Here is a 12854-nt window from a genome sequence, read left to right as displayed (position 1 = left end):
GTAGTGAAGTTCGCGCCTTCGACACGTTGGAGGTGGGGAAGAACATTTTGGTCGGTGACGCATCGTTGGACTTCTCGGCGGTATTTTCCGAATACCGGGTGCTCGGGCAGAAGACTGGGACCGATGAAGAATTCGGCGAACAGGCGGCTGAGATCTCGGCTGTGGTCGCCGATCCGCGCGTGACGCGCAAGCGCGTGATGATCATCCAAGAATCCGGCCAGATGACCAACGAACTGGCGCAGGCCCGGTCGAACTGGGAGCGCGGCAGCCGAATGGGCAAGGCGCTCACCACGACCTACACCGTTCAGGGTTGGCGGCAATCCAATGGAGCGCTGTGGAAGCACAACGCACTGGTGCGTGTGATCGATCCGATCATTGGTTTCGATCGCATCATGCTCATTGCCCGTGTCACCTACTCCCTCACTGACAGCGGGATGATCACGAAAATGGAAGTCGGCCCGCCGGACGGCTTCGAGCCGGAGCCGCACGATCCGCACAAGAACCGCAAGCTGAAGAAAGGCGGCAAGGGCGACAACTTCGAATACCTCATCCCTGCGGACTACGAGCCAAAAAAATGAGCCTGAAAAGCATGATGGCACGCGGCACCGTGTTGCTGGCGGCTGCCGGGAAAATGATGCAGACGCTGCAGGTCAGGCTGACCGCCGGCGAGCTTAAAGACAATGTAGAGCATTTCGAACCGTACGGGCTCACCAGCAACCCGTTGCCCGGTGCTGAGGTGCTGACGATGTTTCTTGGTGGAGATCGCTCCCACGCCGTGGTGGTGGTGGCTTCTGACCGGCGATACCGGATCAAGGAATTGAAGCCTGGCGAGGTCGCCATCTACACCGATGAAGGAGACAGGGTGCACTTCAAGCGAGGTCGGGTGATTGATATCGAAACTCAGATATTGAATATCAAGGCAACGGTTGCCGTGAACTTCGATACGCCGGAAATCACGCAGACCGGGAAAATCACTTCAGCCGGTGACCAGATCGCCGCCGGCATCAGCCAGATTAAACACGTCCATACCAATGTCCAGGCGGGTAATGGCAACAGCGGGCCGCCGGCTGTGGGGGGCTGATGATCATGTCTAACGACCGATATACCGATCTGACCCGGGCGGTTCTCATAAGCCTGTTCACCTGGCGCCGTGCTGAAACGGATGACCCAGTGGATGACGAGGAGTTGTTCGGCTGGTGGGGTGACAGCTATCCAGCCATTGCCAACGACCGAATCGGTTCGCGACTGTGGCTGTTGCGCCGCGTCAAGCTCACTGCCGCCACGCAGAGAGACGCTGAGTTCTACGCCGAAGAAGCGTTGCAATGGATGCGTGATGACGGCTTGGTGATTGCGATGGAGATCAGCAGCGAGAAGCACGATATCAGCCGGCTGAACCTGACAGTCATCCTGACCCTGCCGGGCGGCGATCGCGTGGAAATCAAATCCAATCCTAATTGGCAGGTGATCTATGCCGTTTGAAACTCCTACATTGCCGGTGCTGATCAACCGAACCCAGAGTGATTTGGCGAGTGATGCGCTCCGTCGATCGGACGCACAGGTGCTGTCGCGGACGTTGAGCGGCACAGCCTACGGTTTGTATGGCTATCTCAACTGGATCGCTGAACAGATCCTGCCGGACAAGGCAGACGAGGAAACCCTGGAACGCATCGCCTCCTTGCGCCTCAATCAGCCGCGTAAAGTTGCGCAGCCGGCTGAAGGTAGCGTCAGCTTTACCGCCGCTGCTGGTGCCGTGTTGGACAGAGATGTTGTGTTGCAGGCCGTTGACGGACGTATGTACCGGGTAACCATGGGGGTCACCACGGTGTCCGGGACCAATATCACCACTATTGAAGCCGTGGAAGCCGGCATCCTCGGCAATGCCGATGCTGGTCTGGCGCTGACCTTGGTGCAGCCAGTGTCTGGTGTGACGAACGCATTTACTGTTCTGGCCCCGGGGCTGACAGGGGGGGGCGCAAGAGAAAGCCTCGAATCGTTGCGCGGCCGGGTGATTCGATCCTACAGGATCATCCCGCACGGTGGCTCGGCCGACGATTACGAAACCTGGGCGTTGGAAGTTCCGGGTGTTACCCGCGCCTGGTGCCGAGGCAATTACGTTGGCCCGGGTACAGTTGGTCTGTTTGTCATGCGTGACAACGATGCGGTGCCGGTGCCCAATCCGACACAGTTGGCCGAGGTGAAAGCCTACATCGATCCATTGCGCCCGGTCACTGCGGAGCTGTATGTCCTGGCGCCTGCACCGAAGCCGGTGCTGTACAGCGTTCATCCTGTACCCGACACCACCGCGGTTCGCGCTGCTATCCAGGCTCAATTGATTGATCTACACGACCGAGAGGCGGGGCTGGGTAGCACTCTGCTCATCAGCCACATCCGCGAAGCCATCAGCAGCGCATCGGGCGAAACAGACAACACCCTCATCGTTCCATCAGCCAACGTCACGGCGGCTGCCAATGAGTTGCTGACCTTTGGGGGTATCACATGGCTGTAGCGCGAACCGCTGACCAGTACCACCGGCAGCTACGCGGCATGTTGCCGAGTGGCCCAGCCTGGGACCCCGAATTGGTGCCGGAAATCGATCTGGTGCTCTCCGGGGTGGCTATCGAGTTTTCCCGCCTCGAGGCCCGAGCCTTGGACCTGCTCAACGAAATGGACCCGGCTGGTGTGAGCGAGTTGGTACCGGATTGGGAGGCAGTGATGAATTTGCCTGATTCCTGTCTCGGGCCTAACCCGGCATTCGAGGATCGGCGTCTAGCGGTCAGCCGGCGGCTGGTAGAGGTGGGCGGGCAGAGCCGGTCTTACTTCATCGACATCGCGGTGCGGCAGGGTTATCCGAACGCAAACATCACTGAGCACAGAGCGCCCCGAATGGGGCGTTCTCGTTTTGGCGCGGCGCACTTCGGGACGTGGAACGCTCAGTTCATGTGGACGCTGAATACAGGAGGTCGGCAGAGATTGGGTCGGCGCTTCGGCGTCAGCTATTGGGGTGAACGTTTCGGTACCAACCCTGGGGATGCGCTCGAGTGTCTTATCCGCCGGCCTGCGCCGGCGCACACCATTGTGCACATCAATTATGACTGAGAGGTAAAGACGTGGATTTTCCGAAAAGTGTGCCGAATATCGGTTTGGTCGGTGGTGTGTTCGTCGATGAGAATCAGGCGACCGGAACCCCAGGCTCGTTGATTCCTTCTGTGTGGGGTAACTCCATCACGCAGGAAGTGTTGAACGTCATCATCACCGCCGGTCTAGTTCCCTCCGAGGCGAGTGTCACCCAGCTGATGGAGGCCATTTATAAAATCGAGCAGGCAGCTCTCAGTAGCTTTGGTGACGACACGGGCACCGCGAACAGCTACACCGCCGCTTATGCCCCCGCCATCACCAGCTATTTCAACGGAATGACTCTTCGCTTCAAGGCAAAGACGGATAACACAGGTAACAGCACCTTCCGCCCGGCGGGCGGTGTAGCAAAGCAGATCGTTGGTCTGGGTTTACAGCCGCTGCAGGGAGGCGAAATTGTCGCCAACGGCAACTGCACGGTGGTGCTATCAGGCGTCTTGGATAAATGGATTCTTATCAGTAGCACAGGTGGGGCGCAGCAGGTGCCGGCAGCGGTGAACAGCCAGCATGCGGTCCGGTTTGGACAAGTATCTGGCGTGGTCGGACAGTCCAAAAACCTCAAAGCGTCTATTACTGTGGCCTCGGCCTCCGCAACCTGGACCGCTGATGAAGTGATTCTGGAAACAGCTTTGGGAGGTTTGCGTTATTGCATCTCGGGGCTGAACCAGACTATCACCCTTACAAACACTGGCACCAATGGCATGGATGCCGGCCAGGCCCCGATTGGGGGATATGTTGCGATCTATGCAATTTGCACAGCAGGCGGCACAGTCAGGCTACTTGGTGTAAACGCCACATCGACAGTGGCACCGCCAATTTACGCCGGCACCAACATGCCTTCAGGTTATATCGCATCTGCTCTCATAAGCGTTGTCCAGACAAATGCTTCACGTCTGTTCGTTGCCTTCACTCAAGTAAACAACAGAATTGGAACCGCACGACAAGCGTTCTTTGGAGGCTCAAGTTTGCTCGTAGCGTCGCCGATTTCTATCTCGGCGGTTGCGCCACTTAACGCTGTACGCTTGAGTGGTTTGATCAGTAACTACTCTGGCTCTGCGTCGAATATTGGATTTTCCCTTTTCAGCGCCGCAAGTCAAGTGGGCGAGCAAAACGTTAGCGGCACTGTATCGGCAACAGGCGCAACGGGAGGGAACTTCTCCCTGAATATTTCCACACCCCAGACGATTTATGGCACTACAACAAACACAGCAGGTACGCCTACGTTTTCCGCTTTCGCAACGGAGTACGAAATATGAGAACTATTTACGCCCAACTTACCGCCGATAACAAAATACTGAACTGGTTTCTTTCGCCGCAAGATCCAGAGTATTGGCCGGGTATCGTAGAGATGCAGGAAGATGACCAAAGATTTTTGAATTGGCTGAATCCACCAGTCGATGCGATAGCTGTTCAAAGTGCAATTCTTGCAGGGTTGACCCAGACGGCTACGGCACAGAAATTAGCACTGGCAGACCGGATTAGCACATTGAACGATTCGGTAAGACTACAGCTGGTGACGCCAGAAGAGACGCTGGAACTCCCTCTGCGCATCGCTCAATTGGAGAGCTGGCAAGCTTACGCTGTTTACCTCGGTCGGGTAACTGGTCAGGATGGTTGGCCATCAGAGGTAGAATGGCCGGAGCAACCCGCTACCGGCCTAGAGTTGCCCGCCCATGGCATGGGAGAATCGAGCGCTTAGTCTGCCTTGGTTTGTAATGGACGAGCATCTGTCTTTAGGATTCCGCGAAGCTTCGCGGAGAGAGGTTTTTCTACAAGCTGATTGACTGCGTAGGCCATTACCAACATCCCGCTAATAACTCCCCAGAATAAGAGGTGAACGTTAACTTTGTCATATAGGGAGTTGAACGTCATGTAACCGATAAATTGATGGAGCAGATAGAGTGGGTAGGTCAGCGCGCCAACAGCCGCCCAGTTCATTCGGCCAATCACCCCTGTTTTTTTAGTCGCGGAAAGTAACATCAGTATAAAAAATACCGTGATAATTGAGGCGACAATCATCGGGCTTACGTCTTGCTTGAACACAGGTGTCAGTATTGATGCCTGTTTTAAAGATTGATAAATTGCTAGCGCAAAGGATCCCGCGATAGTGGCATGGCGGATGATTGAAAAGCCATTTTTCCAAACCATAAATAATGAAGCGCCCGCAATAAAAAAGGTGGCGTACTCCGAGATTAAATAAATCGACAGCTTGTCTGCTCCGAATACTGCAACCTTGGCCGCATAGGCAAGCCACGCAATCATAAAATATTCTGCATTGCGCATTTGTTTGAATGCCAAAAGAATCGCTATTAATAGATAAAATCGAATCTCAATGAATATTGACCAATATGCACCGTCGATAGAAGGCACGTTCATGAATTCGCTCAGCATAGTCATGTTTGCTATGTATTGAGTCACGGTTGCAGAAAAACGACTTCCTCCCATAACCAATATCGCAACGAAGGTAAGCGTGCAACAAGCCCAGAAGGCTGGGTAAAGCCGCACAATTCTAGAAATGGCGAAGGACTTCAAACTCGAATTGGCGGCAGTCATGAATATGACAAATCCGCTGATCATGAAAAATAACTGAACACCTAGATATCCATACTTCGCCACTGGAACTATCCACGGGTAAGATATTAATGAAAGATCATCATAAGCGTGCCCGCGAAAGGAATAGTGGAAAAGAAGCACGGCTAATGCTGCAACAAACCGAAGCAAGTCAATTTCGTTAATTCGTTCTTTTGTATTGTTGTAAGTCACTTCGATGCCTTGATGCATGAGGATAGGTGTCGACATACGCGCATCGTACCGATAGATCGATTGAAAGCGAAGTCGCCCATAACTACTCCCGTCATCGAGCGGGAATTTTTTTGCCTGGAGAAAAGTGATGCCTGTAACTGAGAAAGACCGCGACATTCTTGCCCGCACCTTGTGGGGCGAGGCGCGCGGCGAAGGTACGTCCGGCCAGATCGCCGTGGCGTGGACGATCCGCAACCGGGTGAATGACGGCAGGACCAATTCGTGGTGGGGGGAGGGCTACGCCGGCGTCTGCCAGAAGCCGTACCAGTTCAGCTGCTGGAACAAGACTGATCCGAACTATCAGTTCCTGATCGGCGTGAAGGAAATCCCGTTCCGCGAGCTGGCGCAGGCGCGAATTGCTGCTGACCAAGTGATCGACGGCAAGGTGCCGGATCCTACCGGCGGCGCCACGCATTACTACGCCACCAGCATCAAGGCGCCGGCCTGGTCGGCGAAAGCCAAGCAAACGCTCAAGTTGGGCGGTCACGTCTTCTTCAAGGATGTGCCATGACTATCAAAACGATTGGGCGATGCCTCGGTCAGGCCAAAGATGGTTCTGTCTGGTTCTTCTGTCCAGGCTGTGGCGGGCCGCACAGCATCAAGGTAAACAGCCCCAACACGCCCGGACCGAACTGGGGGTACAACGGCAATCCAGATGCGCCAACGTTCACCCCTTCAGTGCTGGCCCGGACCACTGGCGCGCCCGAAGGTCGCAGCGTCATGACCCTAGATGAAGAGCGGGAATACGACGCAATTTACGCAGCCGGTGGTCGGGAGGCGGTCTACGCAAGCCGCTTTGGGAAGGTCTGCCACTCGTTTGTAACCGATGGACGGATTCAGTTCTTAGGCGACTGCACGCATGAACTGTCAGGCCGAACCGTGGATTTGCCGGGCTGGGAGGATCAGCTATGCCGGTGATTCCATGGAAGTTGATCGGCGCGGTTGTGCTCGTGCTGATCGGCGCCGGCAGCGCCTGGCAGTTTCAGGACTGGCGCTACGGCAAGCAGCTTGCCGAGCAGGCCCAGCAGCAAGCCGAAACCCTCAACCAACTGACCCAGGCTGCCGCCACCGCGCAGCAGGCCGAGCAGGACAAGCGTCTGGCGCTCGAACAGCGGCTGGCGGCCAGTGAGCAAACCCACTTCAGGAAAATGACCGATGCCCAACGTGACCAAGATCGCCTGCGCGATCGCCTTGCCACTTCTGATTTGCGGTTGTCAGTCCTCCTCGACGCAACCGACGCTGCCAAAGGCTGCGGCGTGCCAGCCGCCGCCGGCGCCGGCGGCGTGGATCATGCAGCCGTACGCGCCCGACTTGACCCAGCGCATGCTCAACGAATTGTCGCCATCACCGACACCGGCGACCGGGGGCTGATCGCGCTTCAGGCGTGTCAAGCGTATGTTCGCGAAATTTCGCCCTAGTACTGCACCTTTGCTTTTGCGATGGCAAACTCCTATTTTTCTTATAGGAACTACCATGAAGATTCTGCTTTCAGGCGCTCTGATGGTGCTGGTCGCTGGATGCTCCAACCACCCAATGGAATGTGCATTAGGCACTCCGCGGGCTGATTGTTTACCAGGCACCAAAGGTTACGCTGAGCGCCAGAGGCGTGCAGATCAAGCCGAAGCCGTTGAAGCCGCCAGAAACGCGACTGACGATGCAAAATGTCGCTCCTACGGGGCAGTGCCAGGTACTGATACCTATGTAAATTGTCGTGTTCAGCTCGACAAGTGAATCAACTATATATAGGTCCAAAGTGGATAAACGGCTGGCTGGTCTTTCGTTTTTGATAACCTTGGCTTGGGTCACGGTCGTGATTGCGGTGATGTATTGGATGTCGCAGTGAAGGCAAAGGTGGCGAATATGGAAGGCGTTGTACTGAACGATAAGATGCAGCGAGAGGCGGATCGGCTACTGGCGCAGATTGTCCAGGCTGATTCGATGATCATCGCTGTGAAGGCGGGAGCACGCGCTGATGGATTCGTGCTTGGCTTGGAAACCGGCGGTGCTTTACGCGCCGGCGATGCTGAAAATCTGTACATCATTTTTGAAGCCGCGCTGGTTGAGCGCCTGAAAACGCTGACGAAGAGCTGATCAATCGACTGGCTTGATCAGCTCTGGACCTTGGTTGCGAACATTCCCCACAGAACCGTTCACTTTGCGGTGGCCTTGAAACGCCTGCTCAGGAGTCGTCCCGTCGATATGGGATGCTTGGCGAAAAGGTTTTTTCTCCTTTCAGGGTTTGAATCTCTGTCGCCAGGTGAGAGATGTGCCTGTCCTTCGCCATCAGCTCCCAGTTAGTTTTGATCGTGATGTCGTTCGCTCGCCGGTCAGCCTCGGCAGCTTTAGCCTTGGTCGCGATCAGCTCATCCCTCAGAGAATTCCTTTCCGCCGTGAGCGCGTCATTGTCTCGGACCAGGCCCTGGATATTTTCCAGTGCTCGGTCGAGCTTGAGAGTGAGCGCTTCGAATTCGTTCTCGTACATCCGGAGTTGATGCCGGCAGGTTTCGAGCGAAGTCGGGTTACCGAGCCAATCGTCGGTGTCTTCTATATAGAGGGGATCCACAGGCATGCCTTGCTGATTACTGGTTGCATATACAGTAATCTAGGAGCGGTAAGGGAGCGAGCGGGAGTCGACGATCTGCAGGTTATTGAGTTCCGCAACCAAAATTTGGCCCCTTGAAAAACGTGGCTTGTAGCCTCTTAAAAATCAGTAGCTTGCGGAACTGAAATAGTGTTAACCTATTGATATGCGAAGCTTTATAGGTGGATTGCAAATCCACCTACGCCGGTTCGATTCCGACCTCGGCCTCCACTATAAACAAGCTCCGTAGATCCATGATTTACGGAGCTTTTTTATTTTCAGCAGGATGCAAAATTTAGTCTTGAATTAAGCTTCTGCGAACTTGCTTCACCGGGACCTGATGTATATATTTCCCGCTCTGCAACACGCGCTACCGCCCGAATGGCGAAACTGGTAGACGCATGGGACTTAAAATCCCCCGCTCGTAAGGGCGTGCCGGTTCGATTCCGGCTTCGGGCACCATCTAAAATCAAGGGTTTGCGGGCGAAAGCTGATGCAAACCCTTGTTTGTTTCCGCTTAGCGTTTCTGTGTCCGAGCCAAGCCTTCAGCTCAACAGCTGCTCCAGCTTGCGGCTTGACCAAACTTCTCCGTAAAAGTGACGATCATTGAGACGCGGTTGTTTTTGCGCTCTCCAGGCAGACTTTATCTCTGACGCGCTCACGCCAATCACCCTGCCGAATTGCAAACCATGGAGCATCAGCCGGCTCTTCGACGATATTTACGCTGGTTGATCCTGTACCCATGTAACGATACTGAAGCCTGGCGCAGTCATATTGTTCCTTGATGTAGGAGGTGAAGTAGGGCCCGGTGCGCTTGATAATCACGGTTCTTGATGGGCCATCAGCACGATCGACGACAACGGAATACTTGCCGTCGTCAAACATCGGACCATCGATCTGAGTCTCATTGGCTTGGGCATAGAGACAAAACACGCATAGAAATATCGTAAGAGCTTTCATTGTTGCTCATCCTTGAGTTGGAAATGGTAGAGCCCTGACTGACGGATCGATATCAAAGTCGCTTCATCGCGCCTGACAAAACACCGACGGTGTACACGCGCACACTGGCTCACTAACCAGCAATGTCGACACTTATGAAGAGGATTCGGTTCCTTGTCATGGCATCCAAGGCAAATGCCGCGGTGGTGGAGCGCCTGAACGCGTTGACGCAGCGCTGAATCAATCGAGCCGTTTCAGTGGATTTCAGTCTGAACCCGCTGGTGCTGCCTTCGCCACAAATCCTTTTCCGGCGCAGGTCGGGCAGTCGTCCTGTGCAGCAAAGCAATCGAGGCAGCCAGGGCAAATGCAGAAGGCTGCCGACTCAATGTGAGGTCGCATCTTTTCAAAGGTGCGCAGATCCCGATGTTCATGGGCAACCTGAGCAGCATTGACCAGAGCGCGGTAAGCGTCCGGGTCATCGAGAGGCTTGTAGTCCACTCCGCGAACGATCCGATGGGTTTCAATCAGTCGGTATTGTCGACCGCTCAACTCCAGTGCCAGGCCTGAAATTCTCCCGATCTTTCGGGACAGACCCAACGTCAGCCGCACCCCGTCCGCGTCGGAGTAGACCTTGCCGTCGTAAGGGAAGGAGGCGCCACGTGGTTGGTCACTGTCGAAGTTGAAGATCGATCGGCTGATTGTGCCCAGCAATTTTCCGTTATCAACTTGCTGGACGTCATAGGTCGATGCTCCACGGTACTGGCCCGGCGAGGCCGGCTCGACGAGTTGCATGTCAGCCGTCTGTTTGAACTAAGAGTTGACCATTAAGTCAGGATGTACTGAACGAACCTTTCATTCTGAGCGATGACTATGCGCATTTATACAATCCAATACCTGTACAACGGCGAGTCCCGTACCCATCAGCTAGAGCTTAAGCAAACCGCCCTGACAATCCAGGACGCTGCCATGCATTTGCTGCAGCTACATTTCGGAGATGGCGAGAACAGCTTGATCATGCCGACAGCGGACTCGACTGCAGAGGAAATTCTAGAGCAGGCCCACCTGATTGGAATTACCGGGATCGAAGTGAGGCAGTGATCAACGCGACATGGCGGCATGGACTGTATGGCCGTAAACATCTCGAAAGTCAAAGCCCGGCCTTGTGCCGGGCTTTTTTGTACCTCAGCGCAAACTTGTCTCGTCCGCAACCTTGGTGGACGTTGTGTTTTTGCGCCTGCGAACCCAGCTGAAGAAAGCATGTACCGGGTGTAAAAAGGCCGCAATCAGGCACAGCAGCATGATGATGAAGAGGGCGGTCAGCGGGATGCTTTCGTGCGAGAACATGGTGGGGTACTCCTGTAGTCACTATGTCGGAACCCGCAGACTAGACGCCTGGAACCATGTTTGCGATGAACGTATGTTCATCTTCGGGGCGCTTGAATGGTGGTAGGGGTGTGACGAGGGAGTGGTTAAAACAAAGTTGCGCCCGAATAGGGAAAACGAGCGCTACTCCTTGTCCGGAAGATGCATCAGGATCAAGTTAATGCAGGAGCGAATCAGTTTGCGTCCCGCACCTGCATCAGTGCAAACCCCAACAAGTTCAGGCCTTGCCACAGATTCGGATTGCTTGCTTTTTCGTCGTCCTGCGCCAGTCCGATCCCCCAAATGTTATCTACCGGGCTGGCTTCGACGATGATTTTCGAGCCGGTTTGCTCAAGGTACGCGTTCAACGCCGGGTTCTGCGAGAACTTCGCCTGGTTGGCGCGCACAACAATGTCAAACCTGTGCTGTAGCCAGATTTGATTGTCGAATCCGCGAACGCTGCGTCCCAAGGCTTTTGCCGCGTTGGGAGTGGGTGCCTGAAGCACTTGAGCACGAATATCCTGATCACCGAACAGGTTCGCCTTTTCGGCCATCATGAAATGTTCAGCCGTTGGATAACGGTGTCCGTCGACTGTGAATTCGGCTTCGAACCACTGACTGAAGCAGGAAGCGCCCACACCGCTTTTATTGCGCTGGTGCCCCCAGAAAAAGGTAAATGTGAGGTCTTCTCCGTTATTGAAGCGCGCGCACAGGTCGTTCAGATAGTTGGCATCTTGCATGTAGATTCCTTTGCAATGGGCGAGCCTTCAGTCTTCCGCTGATTGCTTCAGCGCCCGCTGTAGATATGGTTCAGCATCAACAACTCAAACACCGCCACCATCACGCAGAACATGACAAAGCCCCGCGTAAAAACTCTGCGAGGCTTTTTGTACTGAGGAAGATCGGCAATGCCGAAAAAAAGTTTGGTTAAAAGCTCGAACAACTCCATTTGCTTCTCATCGCCGCTTGTTAGCCGTAAGGCCACACTTTAATGGATGGTTTTCACTTTGCGGCTTTCACCGATCCTGATCCGGTCCAAGGCCCGGTTCAGGGCATCGAGTGCCTCGAGGAGGGCTCTGGCCTCGGCTTCGCGGTCTTCGCCCCACAGCCGTTCTGCCATGGTGTTGAGGGTCTGGATGGCGCGTTCAATGTCAGCGGCGGTCGCCGGTTCTTTTCTGGCGGAAGGAGTCTTCGGCATTCAGGCGCTCTTGCGTAGGTTGCAGAGGTGAATTCTAGCGTTAACGACATGCCTTCGGGCAAGTTCAACCGCGCCGCCAAAGCCTGTGGGCCGATTGTCTCGGCCCATCCGGTTCAATCAAGCCTAGACAAAGCCCTGACCGGCAAAACCGCGTGGCAAGCGCTGCGGGCCAACGAGGGCGGTCAAGCGTTCAATCCACTCCGAGCGCCAGTTCGAAGCGCCATGCACTGCCTTCGTATGCCGGGACGCGCGGCGCGCAGCATTGCGCTGATCTTTGCGCGCAGCCTTGTAGGCATCGGTATTGCGGCAACTGCGGCACTTTACGCGATTGAGTTCATTGCTGGAGCTGAGATTGTTGCCCTTGTGACCGCAAGCCAGATGGCCGTCTACTTTGAAATGGATAACCATGAAGAGACTCCTTGGTGAGGTGTACAAATTATGACCGCGCACGCACAAGGGCGTTCGGAGCATCGGGCAAATTGCACGTCTCGGGAGGCTGTCGTTTATCCGCCTGCATTCATCTGAAACGTGGCAGCGGCCGATCGACAGGCTTGAGCGAAGACAGGGTGCTGCGAATCAGCGGCGTGTCTTTTTCGATGTCGTTCAGGCGATCACGGATGCGCAGCGCGGTAGGGTGGCCACCTTGGTGATCGACCCAGTCGGCGAGTTCCTTGCAGGCGGCTGCAAGGCGTGCCTGGCGGGCATCGAGCAGCGTAAGGAGGGTGGTGATGGACTCTTTTTCGGACATGTAACACCTCCGTTCAGAGAAACCGCTTGAGGGCAGCAAAGAGCCCGCGGGAATGCGGACTCTCTGCCGATGGGGCGCTGGTCCCTCAGCTG

At 55.1% G+C, this 12854-nt stretch carries 21 protein-coding genes, 1 tRNA gene and 2 pseudogenes; 14 read left to right on the top strand and 10 right to left on the bottom strand.

All coding sequences use genetic code 11. The features are described 5' to 3' along the window. From DBR18_RS28825 to DBR18_RS05745, 7 genes and pseudogenes are all read left to right on the top strand, one after another. Positions 1-578: pseudogene (locus DBR18_RS28825) on the top strand (baseplate protein); the annotation flags it as partial. Next, positions 575-1081, top strand: coding sequence for a phage baseplate assembly protein V (locus tag DBR18_RS05770; RefSeq protein ID WP_108589602.1), 507 nt, complete (start codon positions 575-577; stop codon positions 1079-1081). The pseudogene DBR18_RS28825 and the gene DBR18_RS05770, both read left to right, overlap by 4 nt. Further along, entirely contained in the window at positions 1081-1479 is a 399-nt protein-coding gene (locus DBR18_RS05765; RefSeq protein WP_108589601.1) for a phage GP46 family protein, read from the top strand. The genes DBR18_RS05770 and DBR18_RS05765 overlap by 1 nt, the downstream gene beginning before the upstream one ends. Further along, a complete protein-coding gene (locus tag DBR18_RS05760) occupies positions 1469-2506 on the top strand; it encodes a baseplate J/gp47 family protein (RefSeq protein ID WP_108589600.1) in 1038 nt (345 codons plus the stop codon). Before DBR18_RS05765 ends, DBR18_RS05760 begins: the two co-directional genes overlap by 11 nt. After that, positions 2497-3096 (top strand): YmfQ family protein, encoded by a 600-nt coding sequence (locus tag DBR18_RS05755; RefSeq protein WP_108589599.1) that lies wholly within the window; start codon positions 2497-2499, stop codon positions 3094-3096. Before DBR18_RS05760 ends, DBR18_RS05755 begins: the two co-directional genes overlap by 10 nt. 11 nt (positions 3097-3107) lie before the next feature. Beyond that, a pseudogene (locus tag DBR18_RS30220) lies at positions 3108-3305 on the top strand (phage tail protein); the annotation flags it as partial. A gap of 1079 nt (positions 3306-4384) precedes the next feature. After that, a complete protein-coding gene (locus DBR18_RS05745) occupies positions 4385-4831 on the top strand; it encodes a tail fiber assembly protein (RefSeq protein ID WP_108589598.1) in 447 nt (148 codons plus the stop codon). Here DBR18_RS05745 and DBR18_RS05740 read toward each other — a convergent pair. Further along, a complete protein-coding gene (locus DBR18_RS05740) occupies positions 4828-5931 on the bottom strand; it encodes an acyltransferase (protein WP_158275039.1) in 1104 nt (367 codons plus the stop codon). The genes DBR18_RS05745 and DBR18_RS05740 overlap by 4 nt on opposite strands. A 91-nt stretch (positions 5932-6022) precedes the next feature. Here DBR18_RS05740 and DBR18_RS05735 point away from each other — a divergent pair, with 91 nt between their 5' ends. The 5 genes from DBR18_RS05735 (at position 6023) to DBR18_RS05715 (ending at position 8025) form a co-directional block, all read left to right on the top strand. After that, positions 6023-6445, top strand: coding sequence for a cell wall hydrolase (locus tag DBR18_RS05735; protein WP_108589597.1), 423 nt, complete (start codon positions 6023-6025; stop codon positions 6443-6445). Continuing rightward, complete coding sequence (locus tag DBR18_RS05730; RefSeq protein WP_108589596.1) at positions 6442-6852, top strand: DUF6527 family protein; 411 nt, start codon at positions 6442-6444, stop codon at positions 6850-6852. Before DBR18_RS05735 ends, DBR18_RS05730 begins: the two co-directional genes overlap by 4 nt. Continuing rightward, positions 6843-7352, top strand: coding sequence for a lysis system i-spanin subunit Rz (locus DBR18_RS05725; protein WP_108589595.1), 510 nt, complete (start codon positions 6843-6845; stop codon positions 7350-7352). The genes DBR18_RS05730 and DBR18_RS05725 overlap by 10 nt, the downstream gene beginning before the upstream one ends. 55 nt (positions 7353-7407) lie before the next feature. Beyond that, on the top strand, positions 7408-7665 hold the full coding sequence (locus DBR18_RS05720; protein ID WP_108589594.1) for a hypothetical protein: 258 nt from the start codon (positions 7408-7410) through the stop codon (positions 7663-7665). A 129-nt stretch (positions 7666-7794) separates the two neighbouring features. Then, on the top strand, positions 7795-8025 hold the full coding sequence (locus DBR18_RS05715) for a hypothetical protein (RefSeq protein WP_108589593.1): 231 nt from the start codon (positions 7795-7797) through the stop codon (positions 8023-8025). 88 nt (positions 8026-8113) lie between these two features. Here the strand turns inward: DBR18_RS05715 and DBR18_RS05710 are convergent, their stop codons facing one another. After that, positions 8114-8497, bottom strand: a complete 384-nt coding sequence (locus DBR18_RS05710; RefSeq protein WP_371921071.1) for a hypothetical protein — start codon at positions 8495-8497, stop codon at positions 8114-8116. 393 nt (positions 8498-8890) lie between these two features. On the opposite strand from DBR18_RS05710, the gene DBR18_RS05705 reads away from it, so the two are divergent. Then, positions 8891-8977, top strand: a tRNA-Leu gene (locus tag DBR18_RS05705). A gap of 141 nt (positions 8978-9118) precedes the next feature. Here DBR18_RS05705 and DBR18_RS05700 read toward each other — a convergent pair. Together DBR18_RS05700 and DBR18_RS05695 are read right to left on the bottom strand one after the other, a co-directional pair. Then, positions 9119-9475: a hypothetical protein gene (locus DBR18_RS05700; RefSeq protein ID WP_108589591.1), complete on the bottom strand. Its 357-nt coding sequence runs from the start codon at positions 9473-9475 to the stop codon at positions 9119-9121. 243 nt (positions 9476-9718) lie between these two features. Next, positions 9719-10246 carry a hypothetical protein gene (locus DBR18_RS05695; RefSeq protein ID WP_256588562.1) on the bottom strand — a complete coding sequence of 176 codons (528 nt, stop codon included), beginning with the start codon at positions 10244-10246 and terminating at the stop codon, positions 9719-9721. Positions 10247-10324: 78 nt separating this feature from the next. Here DBR18_RS05695 and DBR18_RS28815 point away from each other — a divergent pair, with 78 nt between their 5' ends. Next, positions 10325-10552, top strand: a complete 228-nt coding sequence (locus tag DBR18_RS28815) for a hypothetical protein (protein WP_108589655.1) — start codon at positions 10325-10327, stop codon at positions 10550-10552. A gap of 84 nt (positions 10553-10636) precedes the next feature. Here DBR18_RS28815 and DBR18_RS28365 read toward each other — a convergent pair whose 3' ends face one another. The 6 genes from DBR18_RS28365 to DBR18_RS05670 all read right to left on the bottom strand — a co-directional run bounded on the left by DBR18_RS28365 (position 10637) and on the right by DBR18_RS05670 (position 12762). Beyond that, a complete protein-coding gene (locus tag DBR18_RS28365; RefSeq protein WP_177482343.1) occupies positions 10637-10798 on the bottom strand; it encodes a hypothetical protein in 162 nt (53 codons plus the stop codon). Between the two features lie 212 nt (positions 10799-11010). Further along, positions 11011-11556 carry an NADAR family protein gene (locus DBR18_RS05685; protein WP_108589590.1) on the bottom strand — a complete coding sequence of 182 codons (546 nt, stop codon included), beginning with the start codon at positions 11554-11556 and terminating at the stop codon, positions 11011-11013. Between the two features lie 47 nt (positions 11557-11603). Then, positions 11604-11765 (bottom strand): hypothetical protein, encoded by a 162-nt coding sequence (locus tag DBR18_RS28360; protein ID WP_177482342.1) that lies wholly within the window; start codon positions 11763-11765, stop codon positions 11604-11606. Positions 11766-11804: 39 nt separating this feature from the next. Further along, positions 11805-12014, bottom strand: a complete 210-nt coding sequence (locus tag DBR18_RS05680; RefSeq protein ID WP_108589589.1) for a hypothetical protein — start codon at positions 12012-12014, stop codon at positions 11805-11807. Positions 12015-12137: 123 nt separating this feature from the next. Continuing rightward, positions 12138-12422, bottom strand: coding sequence for a hypothetical protein (locus tag DBR18_RS28810; protein ID WP_108589588.1), 285 nt, complete (start codon positions 12420-12422; stop codon positions 12138-12140). A 109-nt stretch (positions 12423-12531) separates the two neighbouring features. Further along, complete coding sequence (locus DBR18_RS05670; RefSeq protein ID WP_108589587.1) at positions 12532-12762, bottom strand: hypothetical protein; 231 nt, start codon at positions 12760-12762, stop codon at positions 12532-12534. Between the last annotated feature and the right edge of the window lie 92 nt (positions 12763-12854).

The organism is Pseudomonas sp. HMWF021, assembly GCF_003061005.1.
In the GTDB taxonomy this organism is placed as follows: Bacteria; Pseudomonadota; Gammaproteobacteria; order Pseudomonadales; family Pseudomonadaceae; genus Aquipseudomonas.
Note: the sequence above shows the minus strand (reverse complement) of the source record. Positions and strands in the feature narration are given on the sequence as shown.